Origin of the sequence: Telmatobacter sp. DSM 110680 (assembly GCF_039994875.1) — a bacterium.
In the GTDB taxonomy this organism is placed as follows: Bacteria; Acidobacteriota; Terriglobia; order Terriglobales; family Acidobacteriaceae; genus Telmatobacter.
The window spans coordinates 3,677,616-3,694,621 of sequence record NZ_CP121196.1 but is presented as its reverse complement, the minus strand read 5'-3'; the positions used below and the strand labels follow the sequence as shown (position 1 = coordinate 3,694,621).

At 57.6% G+C, this 17,006-nt stretch carries 15 protein-coding genes; 7 read left to right on the top strand and 8 right to left on the bottom strand.

Features of this window, described 5'->3' with window-relative positions; all coding sequences use genetic code 11:
* Positions 1-27 precede the first annotated feature (27 nt).
* The 4 genes from hpnJ (at position 28) to P8935_RS15110 (ending at position 2,763) form a co-directional block, all read left to right on the top strand.
* On the top strand, positions 28-1,500 hold the full coding sequence (gene hpnJ / locus P8935_RS15125) for a hopanoid biosynthesis associated radical SAM protein HpnJ (protein WP_348261132.1): 1,473 nt from the start codon (positions 28-30) through the stop codon (positions 1,498-1,500).
* Positions 1,501-1,595: 95 nt separating this feature from the next.
* Entirely contained in the window at positions 1,596-2,048 is a 453-nt protein-coding gene (locus P8935_RS15120) for an EamA family transporter (protein ID WP_348261131.1), read from the top strand.
* Complete coding sequence (locus tag P8935_RS15115; protein WP_348261130.1) at positions 2,045-2,452, top strand: EamA family transporter; 408 nt, start codon at positions 2,045-2,047, stop codon at positions 2,450-2,452. Before P8935_RS15120 ends, P8935_RS15115 begins: the two co-directional genes overlap by 4 nt.
* Before the next feature lie 26 nt (positions 2,453-2,478).
* Positions 2,479-2,763 (top strand): hypothetical protein, encoded by a 285-nt coding sequence (locus P8935_RS15110; RefSeq protein ID WP_348261129.1) that lies wholly within the window; start codon positions 2,479-2,481, stop codon positions 2,761-2,763.
* Here P8935_RS15110 and hpnE read toward each other — a convergent pair whose 3' ends face one another.
* The 5 genes from hpnE to P8935_RS15085 form a co-directional block, all read right to left on the bottom strand.
* Positions 2,764-4,176, bottom strand: a complete 1,413-nt coding sequence (hpnE, locus tag P8935_RS15105; protein WP_348261128.1) for a hydroxysqualene dehydroxylase HpnE — start codon at positions 4,174-4,176, stop codon at positions 2,764-2,766.
* A 131-nt stretch (positions 4,177-4,307) separates the two neighbouring features.
* Positions 4,308-5,219, bottom strand: coding sequence for a phytoene/squalene synthase family protein (locus P8935_RS15100; RefSeq protein ID WP_348261127.1), 912 nt, complete (start codon positions 5,217-5,219; stop codon positions 4,308-4,310).
* Between the two features lie 11 nt (positions 5,220-5,230).
* Positions 5,231-6,229, bottom strand: a complete 999-nt coding sequence (gene hpnC / locus P8935_RS15095; RefSeq protein ID WP_348261126.1) for a squalene synthase HpnC — start codon at positions 6,227-6,229, stop codon at positions 5,231-5,233.
* Positions 6,230-6,513: 284 nt separating this feature from the next.
* Positions 6,514-7,743 carry a zinc-binding dehydrogenase gene (locus P8935_RS15090; protein ID WP_348261125.1) on the bottom strand — a complete coding sequence of 410 codons (1,230 nt, stop codon included), beginning with the start codon at positions 7,741-7,743 and terminating at the stop codon, positions 6,514-6,516.
* Positions 7,744-8,874 carry a zinc-dependent dehydrogenase gene (locus P8935_RS15085; protein WP_348261124.1) on the bottom strand — a complete coding sequence of 377 codons (1,131 nt, stop codon included), beginning with the start codon at positions 8,872-8,874 and terminating at the stop codon, positions 7,744-7,746.
* Between the two features lie 182 nt (positions 8,875-9,056).
* Between P8935_RS15085 and P8935_RS15080 the strand changes: the two genes are divergently transcribed.
* Positions 9,057-9,614: a hypothetical protein gene (locus P8935_RS15080; RefSeq protein ID WP_348261123.1), complete on the top strand. Its 558-nt coding sequence runs from the start codon at positions 9,057-9,059 to the stop codon at positions 9,612-9,614.
* On the opposite strand, the gene hpnA is transcribed toward P8935_RS15080, so the two are convergent.
* Both hpnA and P8935_RS15070 read right to left on the bottom strand, forming a co-directional pair.
* Positions 9,602-10,591: a hopanoid-associated sugar epimerase gene (gene hpnA, locus P8935_RS15075; protein ID WP_348261122.1), complete on the bottom strand. Its 990-nt coding sequence runs from the start codon at positions 10,589-10,591 to the stop codon at positions 9,602-9,604. The genes P8935_RS15080 and hpnA overlap by 13 nt on opposite strands.
* 143 nt (positions 10,592-10,734) lie before the next feature.
* Positions 10,735-11,706 carry a tetratricopeptide repeat protein gene (locus P8935_RS15070; RefSeq protein WP_348261121.1) on the bottom strand — a complete coding sequence of 324 codons (972 nt, stop codon included), beginning with the start codon at positions 11,704-11,706 and terminating at the stop codon, positions 10,735-10,737.
* 152 nt (positions 11,707-11,858) lie between these two features.
* Between P8935_RS15070 and queC the strand changes: the two genes are divergently transcribed.
* Both queC and queE read left to right on the top strand, forming a co-directional pair.
* Positions 11,859-12,587: a 7-cyano-7-deazaguanine synthase QueC gene (gene queC, locus P8935_RS15065; protein WP_348265339.1), complete on the top strand. Its 729-nt coding sequence runs from the start codon at positions 11,859-11,861 to the stop codon at positions 12,585-12,587.
* Positions 12,584-13,222, top strand: coding sequence for a 7-carboxy-7-deazaguanine synthase (gene queE, locus P8935_RS15060; RefSeq protein WP_348261120.1), 639 nt, complete (start codon positions 12,584-12,586; stop codon positions 13,220-13,222). Before queC ends, queE begins: the two co-directional genes overlap by 4 nt.
* A gap of 181 nt (positions 13,223-13,403) precedes the next feature.
* Here queE and P8935_RS15055 read toward each other — a convergent pair whose 3' ends face one another.
* Positions 13,404-16,874: a TonB-dependent receptor gene (locus P8935_RS15055; RefSeq protein ID WP_348261119.1), complete on the bottom strand. Its 3,471-nt coding sequence runs from the start codon at positions 16,872-16,874 to the stop codon at positions 13,404-13,406.
* Between the last annotated feature and the right edge of the window lie 132 nt (positions 16,875-17,006).

Genomic DNA, 17,006 nt, shown 5'->3' with positions numbered 1-17,006 from the left:
CTAAATGTTAGAATTGAGGGGATGCCTATGCCACTGAAAACACTCTTCCTCAACCCGCCTTCGTTTGAGAATTTCGATGGAGGCGCAAGCTCGCGCTGGCCCGCTACGCGTGAAATCGAGTCGTACTGGTACCCCGTTTGGCTCACCTACCCAGCAGGTCTGCTGGAAGGATCGCGCGTGCTGGATGCGCCGCCACATCACGTGTCGGCGGACGAGACGATCAAGATTTGCAAGAACTACGAATTCCTCGTTCTGTTCACTTCGACAGTGGGCTGGGAAGGCGATCAGCGTTTGGCCGAAGCCATCAAGTCCGCCAATCCATCGATTCGAGTCGCGTTCGTCGGACCGCCGGTGACCACTGATCCGGATCGCGCATTGAACGAGTGCAGCGTGCTGGATTTCATTTGCCGCCGCGAATTCGACTTCTCCGTGGTGGAGTTTGCCCAAGGCAAGCCGCTGAGCGAGATTCTGGGGATCAGCTACAAGAAGGATGGAAAGATCATCCACAACCCCGATCGCCCGCAGGTGGAAGACCTTGACGCGATGCCGTGGGCGACGAAGATTTACAAGCGGGACATGGACGTGACGAAGTACAACGTGCCGTTCCTGCTGCATCCGTATATCGCGCTTTATTCGACGCGCGGATGCCCGGCGCAATGCACTTTCTGCCTGTGGCCGCAGACGTTGAGCGGACACGCGTGGCGCAAGCGCTCGACGGACGACGTGGCTGCGGAGTTGAAGTGGGCGCATGAGAACTTCCCGCACGTGAAGGAATTCTTCTTCGATGACGACACCTTCAACATTCAGAAGGGCCGCACCATCGAGCTTTGCGAAAAGCTCAAGCCGCTCGGGATTACGTGGAGCTGTACCTCCAGAGTTACAACAGACCGCGACACGCTGAAGGCTATGAAGGATGCAGGATGCCGGCTGTTGATCGTGGGATTCGAATCGGGCGATCCGCAGATCCTCAAGAACATCAAGAAGGGCGCGACGGTTGAACGTGCGCGGGCCTTTGCGAAGGACTGCAACGACCTCGGCCTCGTGATTCACGGCGACTTTATTCTCGGGCTGCCGGGCGAGACGAAGGAGTCGATCCGCAACACGATCAACTTTGCGAAGACCCTGGACTGCGAAACGATACAGGTGTCGATTGCGCACGCCTATCCGGGTACCGAATTCTACGACTACGCCAAGGCCAACGGCTTCATCACCAACGAGAAGATGGAAGACGGCGGCGGACACCAGATGGCGCACATCGAGTATCCGGGGCTGCCGGTCGACTACGTGATGGAGATGGTGCACCGCTTCTATGACGAGTACTACTTCCGTCCGAAGGCGGCGTTCCGCGTGGTGTGGAAGGCGATCGTGAACCGCGACGTGCCGCGGCTTTACGTTGAGGCGAAAGCATTTATGAAGCTTCGCGCGGAGCGCAACAAGGCGGTCAAGCAGAAACGCAGTCAGCCCGCTAAGCCCACTGCACCGGTGAACGCAGGCGCGTAGGGCGCTTTAGCATTCAAGGGCACCAAACATTGGAGGGCGGCGCGCAGCGTCTGCCCTCCATTTCTTTTGCGGGAAAGGATGCCGCAGCAGAACGAATGGCTAATCATCGGCTCACTTTCAATCAGTATCTGATTTTGGCGTTCGTTTCGGTGAGCGTGCCGCTGGGCGACGCTTCCCTTTCGCGCGGAATGACGAGCCTTCCGCCGATCTCAGTCGCGCATCCGCTGACGCTGATCGGAGCGGTGTTCACTCCATGGATCGCGTTAGGGATCGCGTTGCTGATTGGATATTTCGCCAGCTACCTGACGGCGCTATCGTGGGCTGATCTGACCTTTGTGATGCCGGCAACTGCGCTGGGCAACGTATTTGTAGCGCTGCTGGCGCACTACTGGCTGCATGAAAATATTTCATACATGCGGTGGATCGGGATCGTGATGATCACGGTGGGCGTCGCGTTTGTCGCGCATGGTCCGGCGAACACGACTCCCCCAATGAACGCGATCATTGCGCGGGAAGTACTTCCGGATACGGAAGAGGCCGGTCGATGATTGTGGCAAACGTGTTGGCGCAAGCGTCGTTGTGGAAGGCCGCCGGAATGATTGCGACGATCGTGATTACTTCGTCTACGGGCGAAGTGCTGACGGCTGCCGCGATGAAGTCGATGGGCGACCTAGATGATATTCGCGCAAAGAGTGGGCTGGGCGGCGCGATCAAAGCGGTGGTAACTTCCCCGCTGTTTGTGGGCGGAATCTTTTTCATGGCGGTGGCGTTCTTCTCGCTGCTGTTTGCGCTGAATCATATGAACCTGAGCCTGGTGGGGCCGGCGGCGGCTTCGCTGACGCTGGTCACGAATACCGTGGCTGCACAGTTGTTTCTGCGCGAGAAGGTGGACCGGCGGCGATGGACGGCGGCGGTGCTGGTTTGTGTGGGGGTTTATTTTCTGGCGCATTGAAAAGCAGCCGAGTAAAAGACTGACTTATGACCGAAACTTCCGAGCTTGACGTACTCTACTTTCTTCGACTCATGAGCGATTATCTCAAAGGCTCTCTGTCTGTTCATGAATATCAGCGTGCAATGTTCGACTCTTCCAAGAAGCGTTGGAAGCTGACCGAAGAGCAATCGCGCATCGTTCAGACGGCCTACGGTGATGTGGATGATTTTGACTCCGATGTCCGCCTAGCACACACGATTCAGGAGCCGGCGTTAAGAATCCGCGTTTGCAAGTCTCTCGAAGACTTGCGATCTTTAGCCGACACCCACTGATTACAGCCAGCGCATCAAGCCTTGTGGCTCGAGGTCGGGTTCGAGGAAGCGGCAGTCTTCGATTCTGCTGGCGGAGAGCGCTTCGGCGGCCAAGTGACCGGAGCGAGCTGCACTCTCCATGGTGGAAGGCCAGCCGGTGGCGATCCAATCGCCTGCGAGGAAGCAGTTTGGCCATGGGGACGTTGATGGCGGCCTGAGTCTGTCGATCCCCGGAGGCACGCCGAAGGTAGCGCGCACTTCTTTGATGAGGGCGGCTTTCTCTACCTTGGCTTCTTTGATTGCCGGGAAGAATTCGGCTAGCTCCCCTAAAGCTTGATCGATCGCTTGCTGGCGTTCGAGGGCGGCGAATTTTCTTGATGCGGACTGTACAAGTTCTAGATAGCTACCTTTGGATTTGCGCCATGGTTGCAGGACGCTCTTGTTGTACATCCAGTGGATCTCGCGGTCGAGCAGGACAGCATGCGGTAGGTTGGTGATTTCGCGATCGAACCAGAGGTGGACGCTGCAGATGGGCCAGTGTTCAAATCTTTGGATTTGCTGCGCGAGTTTTTCGCTGCCCGGCGCGACAGGAAGATGCGGCAGGAGCCTCTGCATGGCTTCAAAGGGCAGCGCAATGATGAGGAATTCAGAGACGAGTGTGCCAGTGCGCGTGTGGATCGTCCACTGCGAGGCCTGCTCCTTCCACTCCGCGGACTCAACGTTGGTGTTGAAATGGAGTTCCGCTCCGCGATCTTTCAGAAACTGTGCAGCTCCGCCGTAAAGTTCGCTCAGGGGAACCGAGCTCATTCCCATCGCGCCGGCTTGGGGGGAGTTCATGAAGAGTTCGCGAATGACTTTCGCGGCGTAGGGGACGGCGATGGCGTCGAGATCGGCGTTGAGTGCGCTGGCGATTACGAGGCGCCAGAAACGCTCGACGGCGCTGGGGGTCTGCTTGTGGCGACGGAGCCAGTTCGCTAGTGATTCTCGTTCGTCCTCGACAGGCTTCATCATGGCGCGAAATGCTCGTGCCAGAGAAATCTTGTCCGCCAATGTGAAGGCGTGGGCGCTAAGCAATTTTGGCAATCCGTGGAGCGGAGCGGGCAGCGAGGATGGACCGAGCATCGAGCGGCGGCCGCCGGGCTCGATCATCGTCATTTCTGTAGTCCAGTGGATTTTGTTCTCTACGCCGACGCGCTTGTAGAAACCGATGAGGTTGGTGCAGCAGCCGAAGAGGACATGCTGGCAGTTGTCGATGACTTCGTTGACGCCAGGATGCAGGTAGGATGAGGCGCGACCGCCGAGGTAACCTCGGCGCTCGACGAGTTGCACGCGGTAGCCGGCTTCGGCGAGGGCGCAGGCAGCGCTCATACCGGACACGCCGCCGCCGATGACGGTCACGGTTCGGGGTTCCAGTTGTTGTCGTGCTTTCGGCACGTGCTCCTCGTGAATTGAACTAAGAAAACAAAAGCAAAAGCAGATCCTTCGCTGCGCTAACTCCACAGACTACGTCTGCGAGGCCCCAAGCTGCTCCGCTCAGGATGACACAGCGGAGGAGATTTTGAGCGCTATGGGGACAGACGGGCGATGGCGAGTTTGGCCATGCCTACAGCCAGGATTTCTAGTTTCTGAAAGGTTGGGACGCTGATGCGACGCGAAAAGACGTCGTAGTCTGCGCGGCGGATTCGCCTCAGCAGGCCGCGATAAATCCTTACCAATACCCACAACGCGGGGCGGCTCTCACGATCGATGAGCGGAAGCAGCCTGGCCGCGGATGCGTAGTAGCCCTCTGCGCGCTTGCCAATTTCGGCGAGAAGAGCGCACTCATTCGCGGATGGAGGTGCGCCATCCTTGCGATGCAGGATTGAGTCGAGCGTCACATTGTGAGCGGCGAGATCTTCGAGAGGGAGATAGACGCGCCCTCGTTCGGCGTCTTCGGCTACATCGCGGAGGATGTTGGTGAGTTGGAAGGCTACGCCGGTTTCTTCGGCAAGCTTCTCTGCAGCAGGGTCGGTGTAGCCGAAGATGCGAATGCAAACGAGGCCGACTACGGATGCGACGAGATAGCAGTACTGGTAGAGATCGGCGAAGGTTGCGTACGTATCGGGCGCGTCTGCCGGATTGGCTTTGAGATCAGAGGTGGTGCCGACGATGAGTTCGTCGAGAAGGCTTAGAGGTATTTTGTAGCGCTGTGTCGCGTCGCGGACGGCGATAAATACAGGGTCTTGCGTTGCGCCGGTTTGCGACGCGCGGCGCCATGCTGCTTGCCACTGCTCAAGATTCATGCGGCGCTGTTCGCGCGGAATACTTTCGTCGTCGGAGAGGTCGTCGGCCTTACGCATGAAGGCGTAGATGGCGCAGATGGCGTTGCGGCGCGGCTCGGGGAGGGCGACGAATGCGTAGTAGAAATTCTTGGCTTCGCGTCTGGCGATTGCCCTGCATGTTGAGTACGCGGCGTCCAGTGTTATAGCTTCGGGCATCTCTTGCGTCGTCACTGGGGTCTGGCCGCTTTCCCTTTGGGTCCCGAACGCAGGAACGGTACAAATTTTCCGCTCAAGGCGCGGAGTACCAAGCCTAATTTCGTCCGTTTGGAAATGGCTGGCCTGGCGCTGAGGACATCATAGTCCTGGCGCTCGATGGCGTTGAGGATTTCTAGGCCGCCGCGGCTGAAGAGATCGAGGTCGAGAGCGAGATCGCGATTGACCATGTTGATGAGAGGCAGGCCCTGGTGAAAGAGGCTGCGCGCATATTCAACTTCGTGCTTGAGGAGCAAGCGGAATTCGGGGGTCGCGATTCCCTGCTGGATGGTCGCGTCTGTCACGCCGAAACGTTGCATATCATCTTGAGGAATGTAGACGCGATTCTTGGCGAAGTCCACACGGACGTCCTGCCAGAAGTTGGCAAGCTGCAGGGCTGAACAGGTTGCGTCAGAAAGACGGAAGCGCTCTTCGTCGGTGTAGCCGCAAGTGTAGAGGACTAGACGGCCAACGGGGTTGGCGGAGTAGCGGCAGTACTGCAAGACCTCCCCCATGTTGGCGTAGCGCGTGACGATCTGGTCTTGGCGGAACGCGGTGAGCAGATCGGCGAAGGGCTGTTTGGGGATGTTGCAGGCGCGGATCGTCTCGGCTAAGGCGACGAAGACGGGGTGACGCGCACGGCCTTCATAGCAGGCATCGAGTTCGCGTCCCCAGAGGTCGAGGAGAGCGAGAGATTGGGCGGTGTTGCCAACTTCGTCGCCGAGGTCATCGGAGACGCGGCAGTAGGCGTAGATGGCGTGGAAGTGCGGGCGCAGGGCTTCCGGCAGGAACCATGAGGCTACGTGGAAGTTCTCGTAGTGGGTTTCGGCGAGGTTCTTGCACCAGGCGCGCGCTTCTGCGAGGGTGGGGGTTTTGTCGGGAATGCGGTAGCTGGCTGGGAGGGCGGACCATCCGAGGGCGAGGAGGGATTCCTGTTCTGATTCTCCTTCGGCAGTTTGTTGCGAAAACTCCACGCTTCCCTCAGGGGCTAAAGCCCTCACTCGATTTTATTGCGTTTTTACGGCATGACTAAAGTCGTGCCCTGATACAAGCTGTGCCATGGTTGCTTCCGCGGCAGTTCCCTTAGGGGCTGAGGCCCATTCAATTCTATTGCGCTTGCGGCACGACTGGATTTTGCTCTGGCCTCGATCGAAAAACATCAGCAGATCCTTCGCTCCACTCACCCCACAGACTATCGTCTGCGGAGCCTCAAGATGCTCGGCTTAGGATGACAGTTTTATGAAGCAGGCACGCGTCATTATGGAACGATGGCGGTTTTGATTTCGCTGCTGCGGTTCATCAGCTTCTCAAACACGCGATTGAGTTCGTAGAGGTGAGCGTGGCCGGTGATGAAGGCGCTTGCCTGGAAACGACCACCGGCAATCAGTTCAAGGGCTTTGCGGCAGATGGCCGGGGTGTGGTGGAACGTCGCGCGTAGTGTGATGTCGCTGTAGTGGATGCGGTTGGTATCGAGCGTGACACGTGTTCCTACCGCGCATCCACCAAAAAAGTTCACGGTGCCACCCTTGCGCACCATTTCAACGGCTTCCTCCCATGCTTCAGGAACACCGACGGCTTCAATGGCGATGTCGACGCCACGATTATTTGGCGTGAGTGCTCGAGTCTCGCGGATCGCTTTCTGAATCGACGAAGACTTGATGATGTGCGCTGCTCCCAACTGTCTCGCTGCTTCTACCTGGCCATCGTGTTTGACGATCGAGATAACGTTGCAGCCGGAGAGGGCGGCTACGTGGACCATCATCAGGCCTAACGGGCCTCCGCCGATTACTGCGACCGTGTCTTCAGGATGCGGGTTGGAATCGAGAAAGCCATGAACGGCGCAAGCGAGAGGTTCAGTGAGAGCCGCGTGCTCAAGCGGAACATGGTCAGGAACAATGAGCGTGTTTTTGGCAACGATGCGTGCAGGAATCCGGATGAACTCGGCGTAGGCGCCATTGTTGAAGAGCAGGTCGTCGCAGAGATTCTCCTGCCCGCGCTTGCAGAAGTAGCACTGGCCGCAGGGAGCGGAGTTGAGAGCGACGACACGACTGCCGTTGGGGAAGCCTTCGACTCCCGCTCCAGCCTCGACGACGGTTCCGGCGAGCTCGTGGCCGAAGAGAGCGGGCGGGACGATCATGCGGGCATGGTACCCGCGACGAAAGACTTTGAGGTCGGTTCCGCAAGTAAGTGCGGCGCCGACGCGTACGATGAGTTCGCCGGCTTCTGCGCGAGGCACAGGCACATCTTCAATGCGAATGTCCTGGCGGCCGTGGAGTACTGCGGCCTGCATGGTTGCCTGGCGAAGCTGGCGCGCGGACTCGAGGGTATTGCGGCCAACCTGGATGACCTCTTCGACCGTGCTGCGGCCAACGTGGAGAACTTCCTCCACGGTGTTACGGCCGATCTGGAGCACATCCCCGACGGTACTTTTGCCGACCTGGAGTACGTCCTCGACTGTCGGGCGACCGGGTTTAACCGGGTTTGGCATTTACTTTGCTCCTGTACCGGAGACGGGCTCAATCATAATCTTCATCGAGTCAGCTTTGGGGTGCGATGCGACATCGATTGCCGGTACAGCTTGCTCAAGCGGAAAACGATGCGAGATGAGTTGCGTCAGGTCAAATCCGTTGCGGTAACCGGCGAAGACCAAGTCTGTAACTTCATTGAGAATGTCGAAGGAAGACGAGTAGGACCCCATGAGGGTCTTCTCGTCCATACAAACCACGCCGGGATCAAAAGTTGCTTCTCCGCGTTGGGTTTGGGCAAAAAGCATCACCTTTCCTCCGCAGCGTGCCGCATCCATAGCGGTCTTGATAAGAGCGTTGCCGCCGACGGCGAGGATAACGGCATCGGCTCCGCGGCCTTCAGTCTCTGCAAGGACGCGTTCAACGACATTTTCGCTGCCCGCATGAATAGGATTCTTCAGTCCAAATTTGGCGGCGATGGCATGGCGTTCGGGATAGAGATCGGATGTGAGCACACGGGCGCCGGTGCGGCCGGCGAGAACGGCGTGCATGAGGCCGATGGGGCCCTGGCCGATTACGAGAACGGTGTCGTCTGCGTGCAGGTTGAGCATCTTTACACCCTTGAGCACGGTGTTGACGGGCTCAACGAAGGCGGCCTGTTCGAAGGGAACGTCGTCGGGAATGGGAACCACGCCGCAGCTTGAGGCGACCCAATCCATCACGCGAATATACTCCGCGAACCCGCCGCCGGACGGTTCGAAACCGGCCGTAACGCCGACCTTTTTATACAGCGGGCATTGGGCGGGGGTACCTTTACGGCAATAGAAACACTCACCGCAGGGAACGTGATGGTGGACGACTACGCGTTCGCCGCCCTGGTAGCGGGTTACGCCCTTGCCGACGGCGACCACGGTGCCGGACATTTCGTGACCGAAAATGCGAGGTGCGGAATGGGAACCGGTATGAATTTTCTTAAGGTCCGTTCCGCAGATGCCGCAGGTAGCAACCTTGACGAGGAGTTCGCCGGGGCCGACGGCGGGCACCGGGACGGTCTCGACACGCATGTCGTTGATGCCGCGATAGACTACGGCGCGCATAGTTGTGGGGATCCGGGTGGCGATGTTGCTGGCGGCGTTGGTAGTTTGGGTAGCCATCCGTGCTGGTGTGACCTCACTCATGATTAAGTTGTGATTCGCCCAGGAGTTCGTCATTCTCTCAGGAGTTCGTGGAGCCGCTCCGCAATGCTTTGGGAAGCCTTTCTACTATTTTCGCCCATTCGGACGAGTACAGGCCATATCCAAGGTCGAAGGAGAGCAAAAAGAACAAACTTCGCGGTTTGAAACTGGCCGTCGTGGCCGATGAAACGATTGAAATCAGGCATTTTAGCGTCGAGGGGATCACTTACGCCTTTGATCGCATAGAAGGGAATGCTGCGCATGGCAGCGAGTCGGGCGATGGCGGCGGCTTCCATGTCGACAAGGGACGTTTTGTAGGTGGTGGCGAGGCGGCGTTTTTCGGTCTCGTCGGCTACGCGGGGACTGGTGGCGAGCCAGAGCTTTCCGGCATGGGCGTCGCAGTTGAAGCGCTCACCGGTTCGGGCATCGATGACGCCGGCACAATTGTGAGCGCTGCCAGCCGCGACTTCGGGGGTGAGGGCGCCCGCCCAGCCGACAGAGATGACGAGGTCGATGGGCCCGCCGTCCTCGATCCCGGCGAAAGCGCGGGTGGCGGCGGCGAGTCCGGCTCCAGCACAGGCGGCAATCCACTCTTCTTCTTCAGTGCGCTGGGCCCAAAATTGGATGGTGCCGCGAGTGGAGTGTGGCCAACCGTGGACAAGGGGTTTCAGTTCGCCGGACATAGCGGCGATGATGGCGACTCGGGTCATGGGGCGTAGCCGTTGGCACGGAACCATTCAATGGCGGCGCGCATGGCGGGGTAGACGGGGATGATGCGGAAGCCTAATTCCTGCTGGGCGCGAGCTGAGGAGGCAAACATCTTTTTGCGGCCCATCCGCACTTCCTCCAATGTTGCACGGGGTTCTTTGCCACGAATTTTTCCGGTAATCGTCTCCTCGAAAAAGGCGTAGGCGGCGGCGATGGCGAAGGGGATTTTCGTCGTCGGCGAGGGGATACCGGTAATGGCGGACATCTTGTCGAGGATCTGCTTGAGGGTGAGGTTCTCGCCACCGAGGATGTAGCGGCGACCGGGCTTTCCGACTGACAGAGCAGCAACGTGGGTTCGCGCGATTTCATTGACGTCGACGAGGTTGAGGCCGGTGTCGACATACGCGGGGAATTTTCTATTCAGAAAGTCGACGAAGATTCGGCCAGTAGGCGTGGGCTTGGCATCGTTGGGACCGATGGGCGTGGTGGGGTTAAGAATAATGACCTGCTGACCGTCCTGTGCGGCGGCGATTGCCTGCTGTTCGGCTAGAAATTTCGACCGCTTGTAGTGACCAACCATATCGTCGATTGTGACGGGCGTGTCTTCGTTGACGACGATGCCATCTTTGCGGAAGGCCATGGTGGCCACGGATGAGGTGTAGACAACGCGGCCGACGCGGGCTTCGCGGGCGAGTTTAAGCAGATCGCGGGTACCGTCTACGTTGGCGCGGTACATTTCGTCCGGGTCCCGGACCCACAGGCGGTAGTCCGCGGCAACGTGGAGGACGGCGTCGCATCCGGCAAGCGCGGGGGCATACGAGTCCGGCTTGGAGAGATCGCCAACCACGGTATCGCCGGGAATGCCATCGAGGTTGGACAGATTGCTGGACTTGCGAACGAGGAGGCGGAGATCAGCTCCCTGAGCGACGAGAGCTTTGGCAACGTGATGGCCTACGAATCCGGTGGCGCCTGTGAGAAAGACTTTCATGAGATGCGCGAAGTCTATTCTAACGGGCGCGGAGGAGTTGTTCGCTATTAGCCTCCAGCAAAATATGGCGCTGTGCCCCTACCGCAGGGTTACGGATCCTCGAATGTGCGGCGAAGTCTCTGCGGGATTGGTCGCGCGGAAATTCAGCGTGCGGAGGCAATTGAATCGTTATCCCCTACAGCACTTAATTGTTTACGTACGGAGGCTTCTCCTTGTGCATCGCCTATGCGTTCGAAAAGGAAGAGAGCGCGGTGGTAGCTCTCCACAGCCATATCCTGCATTTGCAGTTTGAGCCATACTCCGCCCATCAATTCGAGCGCGTTTGCTTCAGTCGATCGGTCATTGAGTAACTCTAGTCTTGTGACTGCTTCTTGAAAATAGTCGATTGCCTTATGTGGGTCGTTGATCAGGAACCCGTAGGTCGAACCCAGGTTGGTAAGGGCACGTGCTTGCCCCAGAGGATTCTGCGCTGCGCGATATATCGCGAGCGATTGATCTAGATATTCAAGGCATTTTTTCTTGTCGCGGAGCGCGAAATAGGCCAAACCCAGGTTGTTGAAGATAGCCGCTTGCTCAAGCTTGCCGCCTGGGTCAGGATCGGTTTTGAGGGCCTCGCGGTAGAAGTGAATCGCTTGATCGGGGAATCCCCATTCGCGATAGACATCCCCGAGATGTGCGAGAGTTGTAGCTTCGTTCTTCTTGTCATCGAGTGCGCACCACAGATTAAGTTCTGCCTGAAATAGTTGGACTGCCTTCTGTTGCTGGTGGAGCGCGTTGTATGAACTGGCAATGGCGCCGAGTGTATGCGCTTCTGACGGACGATCTCCCGTTTTCCGATATTCCTCGAGCAGATCGTTGAGAGCTTTGAGCGACAACTTGACCTGCGTGGTTGCGATCGTTGCTGAATCTCCAGGTTGCGGGAGTGAGCGGTCGCTGCCGGTCGTTCCTGAAGCGAGGTTCGACGGCAAACTGTTGGCTGCACGTGAGGAGATAACTGGATCGGTGGGGTCACCAGTAACACCGCCGGATGGCTGTGCGTTAAGCATCCAGGGTGTGACGAACAATGAAGCGAGCGCAAACAATAAAGGCAGAGCGGGGATACTCTGGCTACGCATAGAAGACCTCCGGATTAAGGGGCCCAGGGTTTTTTGGATGCGAACAGCGAAATCCAGATGCCAAGCAATCAAGGAGAATTGAGAGAGTGAGGAGGGGAGAGCGGCTCTCAGAACGGAAGCGGGTTAGCTATTCTTAAACGGAGGTGGTTTTGATTTCAAGCAGAAAAAATAATCCTGAACCGAAAAAGCCAGCGGTCGTGCTACTCAGTGGTGGCCTTGACTCGGCCACCGTTGCGGCGATTGCGGCGAGTGAAGGCTTTGAAGTAAACGCACTTTCGTTCGCATATGGGCAGCGCCACAGCTTTGAGTTGGAAGCAGCAAAGCGGCTAGCGCGCGGGTTAGGCCTTGCACAACATAGGATTGCGACCATCGATCTGCGCGTGTTTGGCGGGTCGGCACTGACAGACGATATCGATGTGCCGAAGGGGCGCGACAGCGCGGAAATCGAGCATGGCATACCCGTGACCTATGTACCGGCGCGGAACACAATCTTTCTCTCGTTTGCGCTGGCGTGGGCGGAGGTATTAGGCGCGAGCGACGTGTTTATCGGCGTGAATGCACTGGATTACAGCGGATATCCAGACTGCCGGCCGGAGTTCATTCGTGCCTTTGAAACGATGGCGAACCTCGCCACAAAAGCCGGAGTGGAAGAGCGACAGAAACTTATAATCCACAGCCCACTCATGCAACTTACGAAAGCGCAGATTATTCGAAAAGGATTGGAACTCGGAGTGGATTACGCATTGACGAGCAGTTGTTACGATCCTGCGCCGGATGGCAAGCCGTGCGGACAATGCGACTCTTGTTTCCTGAGGCGAAAAGGATTTCGCGAAAACGGGATTGACGATCCCCTGCCCTATCCCGATGCGGTGCGGCGATGAGCTATGCGGTGAAAGAGATTTTTTATACGCTGCAAGGCGAGGGCGCTCAGGCGGGGCGGGCAGCGGTATTTTGCCGATTTGCGGGATGCAATTTGTGGTCGGGGCGTGAGAGCGATCGAGCGTCGGCGATCTGCCAGTTTTGCGATACGCAGTTTGTGGGCGTGGACGGTGAAGGCGGAGGCAAATTTGAAATTGCGGAAGATCTGGCTGAGGCGATTGTCGCGAAATGGCCTGGTCGTGGAACGGACGGAACTCGGTTCGTGGTGTGCACTGGGGGCGAGCCATTACTGCAATTGGACCGGGTGCTGATCGATGCCCTGCATGAGCGCGATTTTGAAGTTGCGGTAGAAACCAATGGGACAGTGGAAGCGCCGGCGGGGATTGACTGGATATGTGTGAGTCCCAAAGCGGGTGCGCCGCTGGTGCAGAAGACCGGCGATGAGTTGAAGCTGGTGTTTCCGCAATTAAATGCTCAGCCGCCGGAGTTTGAGGTACTGGAGTTTCGCAATTTCTTTCTGCAGCCGATGGATGGGCCGGAGCGGATAGCGAATACCGAGCTGGCAGTGCGATATTGCCTCGAGCATCCAAAGTGGAGGCTCAGTTTGCAAACGCACAAGATCGTGGGGATTCCGTAAGGCGATTGTTCCGTAGGCGGTCGACGGAAGCAGCAGATCCTTCCACCGCTTACCCCACGGACTTATCGTCTGAGGGGCCCCAAGATGCTCCGCCCAGGATGACATCGTCGAGTTTTGTCGGCACGAAAACAAAAGGGCGCGATGAGTTTAGCCGTCGCGCCCCTTCTGTTTTCTGGCTCAGTTAGAAAACGATCTTACCGCCGAATTGGAATTCGCGGGGATCGAATGTGCTGGTTACCTGTCCAAAGTTGCCGTCGGTATAGCCTGTGTCCACGCTGTTGAATTCGGTGTGGTTGAAGGTGTTAAAGGTTTCTACGCGGAGTTCAAGGTGTGGATTTTCTCTTCCGGTGAAAGGAACGCTCTTGAACAAGGCGAGGTTCCAGTTGAATAGGCCCGGCCCGATGACGGCGTCCTTGCCGGCAGTGCCAAAGCCCTGGTTTGTGCCTCCATTCCAGGGAGCGAGTGGAGCGGCGAACGCACCGGTGTTGAACCACTGAGATACGGTCTTCGGTCCTGTGCGCCCGTTTCCAACCAGATCAGGCCGGTTGGTTGTGCCACCGCCGAGACCGAGGGTATCGGGTGAGTAAGTGACGTTGATGGGTGATCCTGATTCTGCAATGGTGACACCGGAAAGCTCCCATCCGCCAAGCACACCGTGCTCGATGAAGTTTCCACCGTGGAGCCAGAACGGCAATTTGTAATCGTAGTTTGCGTTGAAGATATGACGGCGATCGAGCACGCCGGAGCCGCGGTCATATCTGAGATTGAATGGGTTGGAAACAGTTCCGCCTGATCCGGAGATATTGGTGGATCCGAGGTCGCCACTTTGGATGTCGATCTCATGCGACCATGTGTAAGAGAACTGCATGGTGAGGTTGTGGCGGTTCTGCCAGCGGAAGCTGGTTTGGAATGAGTTGTAGTTCTGGTTGGTTGCGCTTTCAATCTGGGTGATGTTGGAATAGCCAAGGAACTGGCGATAGAGGTTCGCATTCGCCAGACCAGCGGCCACCTGCTGCCGATGGACGATGTCCCCTATCGGAAGCGTGTTGATATTACGCTCGTCCGACTGGTTCCATCCGGCTGAACCAACGTACTGCATCACGAATACAACTGCAGGCGCCAACTGTTGCTGGATGCCCAGGCTGTATTGCGCGGTTGCCGGATCGGGATAGTAGTAGCTGAGATCCTGCAAGCCGGCCGGGAAGGTTGGCGTGGACGCGGTTCCTCCGGTGATCGCGCTGGTCGTGGGGCTGGAGAAGTAAACCGCGTTCGCTGACGGGTGGTAAGCGAACGGCGGGTTTGTGGCAGCGCCGTAGATATCGTTGCCCTGAATACGCTCGTAGAACATGCCACCGCCTGCGCGGAGCACGGTTTTGCCGTTCCCATATACGTCCCATGCAAAACCTACGCGAGGCTGTAAGGTCTTGTAGTCGTTCTGCACGATACCGCGCGGGAATCCATTCTGACCGGCGAGTTGCAAGCCATTCAGGTAGAAGGTTCCGCCGTTGTAGTTGACCAGGTCGGGACTGACCGCCGGACAGCCAGCTGAAACTGCCGTGCAAATTGCTCCCGACGCATCCAGGAGCGGCGCTGCGGCAGGGTTATAGTCGGCAGGGACGAAGTTCGAGACATAGTTGTTCTTCTCGTACACGTGAGGAAGGAAGTCCCAGCGCAGACCGATGTTCAGAGTGAGACGGGGAGCAATGTGCCAGTTGTCCTGCCCGTAGAAGGAGTAGGTGTTATTGAGCCAGTGTTCAGTGTTCAGGCTTTGCAACTGCTGATAGCTGTCTGCAAATCCGAGCAGGAAATTGAGGTATGAATCTCCAGAGAAATCGGAACTACCGAAGGAATAATCGCCCTGGGTGTCTGCCTGCAGCTGCTGATTCTTGTCGACGCGCATGTAGGAAAAGCCAAACTTGAGGTCGTGCTTTCCCCTGTTCCATGAAACGTCATCGCGAATCTGGTAATCGAGGAAGGCGTTTCGCCATGGCCAGTAGATTTCAGTCCATGTGGTTCCGAGTGGACTGCCAAAGCTTACCTGCGGCAGACGGTTGAGAGCGTTGTTGTTCTGGAAGAAACTACCTGCGTTCCAACCGGCCGGCTCAACATAAGAAGCGCCGCCGGCGGAAAGTGGGCTGATGTTGATGGTGTTGCCATTCACGTCAAGGGCGACCTCATTGAGCAGGTTGGGCGTGATGGTGTGGGAGAGCTGAATGACGGACGACCAGGATGGATTCTGGAAGACGTCGCCGACGGTGTCGTAGCTGTCGCCGCTCCACATGGTCGGGATGATGGTCTGCGACATCTGATCGTGCATCCAGTGGCCCATCAGGTGCATTTTCGAGTTGATGTCATGATCGATGCGGACGACGTCCTCGCGAACGTTGGTGGGCTGCTTGGGAGACGCAATGTATTGCGGGTCGGCGGCCGTTCCAGTATTGGGCTTGGGGATGTTGCCAGTGCCCATGAAGAGAACAGCGTTTGGGTCAAGCAGGTTGGCTGGGATCACGTTTCCGGGGAACGGCTGGCCAGGCGTCAAGCCATCCTGCGCATAGATGGCCAACTTCGCGGGATCGCTGGTGACCGGTACTACAGGCGTAGCTCCACCCGCGAAAGGCGTGTAAACGAGGTTAGAACCTGCAGTTGGAAAATCCGACGCTGGAACCGTGTTCGTAGGACTGGGGTTGACGCCATTGACGAAGCGGCGCCATTCCTCATTCACGAAGAAGAAGGTTCTGCTTTTGTCCTTGGGGTAGATGCCGGGGATGAAGACGGGACCGCCGACGTTGCCGCCAAAAATGTTCAGGCGCAATTCCGGAGTAGGACTATTGTTGCGCTTGGCGAAATAGCTTCCGGCGTCGAAGGCATCGTTGCGATCGAACTCCCATAATTCGCCGTGGTAGTTCTTGGTGCCGGATTTCACCACCATGGTTACGGTGCCTCCGGAGGCGATACCATAATCGGGGCTGTAGTTGCTGCTCAGGGTCTGGAACTCCGCCAGCGCATCAGGCGATGGCATCAGATCAAACTTGCCACCGCTTCCGCGATCGTAGGCTTCGCCGCCGTCGATGAGCCAGTCGTTGTGGTCGGGACGCATGCCGTTGAAGCTAAGCCCGAATCCGCTGCCTTGCGCGGTAACTCCGTTAAATGAAGGTAGATTGTTGGAGACACCAGTGCCGAGGGTGGTGAGCGACACCATGTTGCGGCCATTGGTCGCCAGCTGGGTGATCTGCTGGCCGGTAATGAGATTGCTGACCTCGTTAGTTTCGGTTTGCAAATGCAAAGCGTCAGCCTCCACGGTGACAGTCTGCACGCCGGTGCCGATGGCAAGGGTGACATTCTGCGCCACGGTAGCGGCAACGTTCATCACGATGCCATTGGTCTGGGAGGTATTAAAACCCTTGGCTTCGGCTTTCAGGTTGTAGGTGCCGTGTTGCAGATTGGAAAAGTCGTAGAGACCGGCGCCATTGCTGGTGGCAGTTTTGGATTCACCGGTTGCAGTATTGGTGATGGTGATGGTTGCGTTGGGAACAACGGCACCGGATGGATCGGTGACGGTGCCTTTAAGTTCTGCGTTCTCCTGCGCCCATGCGGCTGCGCCACACAGGAACGTCATTAGCACTACGCCGAGTGCACGCCTGACGAAATTCATTTGTCCTCCTAAAAAGCCCGGCTTGCGACGGGAGTTAGTCCTTCTCTTCTCGAAGCCGGGAGTAGTGGAGCGAAGTGGACACACTTATCGCGTCGACGCGAACGCTAGTTCGCGCATGCCCGTACACGCCGC

Bases quoted from the DNA above. Each gene is read 5' to 3' on its own strand.
- hpnJ (WP_348261132.1), top strand. From the start codon at position 28: ATGCCACTGAAAACACTCTTCCTCAACCCGCCTTCGTTTGAGAATTTC.
- P8935_RS15120 (WP_348261131.1), top strand. From the start codon at position 1,596: ATGGCTAATCATCGGCTCACTTTCAATCAGTATCTGATTTTGGCGTTC.
- P8935_RS15115 (WP_348261130.1), top strand. From the start codon at position 2,045: ATGATTGTGGCAAACGTGTTGGCGCAAGCGTCGTTGTGGAAGGCCGCC.
- P8935_RS15110 (WP_348261129.1), top strand. From the start codon at position 2,479: ATGACCGAAACTTCCGAGCTTGACGTACTCTACTTTCTTCGACTCATG.
- P8935_RS15100 (WP_348261127.1), bottom strand. From the start codon at position 5,219: ATGCCCGAAGCTATAACACTGGACGCCGCGTACTCAACATGCAGGGCA.
- P8935_RS15090 (WP_348261125.1), bottom strand. From the start codon at position 7,743: ATGCCAAACCCGGTTAAACCCGGTCGCCCGACAGTCGAGGACGTACTC.
- P8935_RS15085 (WP_348261124.1), bottom strand. From the start codon at position 8,874: ATGGCTACCCAAACTACCAACGCCGCCAGCAACATCGCCACCCGGATC.
- hpnA (WP_348261122.1), bottom strand. From the start codon at position 10,591: ATGAAAGTCTTTCTCACAGGCGCCACCGGATTCGTAGGCCATCACGTT.
- P8935_RS15070 (WP_348261121.1), bottom strand. From the start codon at position 11,706: ATGCGTAGCCAGAGTATCCCCGCTCTGCCTTTATTGTTTGCGCTCGCT.
- queE (WP_348261120.1), top strand. From the start codon at position 12,584: ATGAGCTATGCGGTGAAAGAGATTTTTTATACGCTGCAAGGCGAGGGC.
- P8935_RS15055 (WP_348261119.1), bottom strand. From the start codon at position 16,874: ATGAATTTCGTCAGGCGTGCACTCGGCGTAGTGCTAATGACGTTCCTG.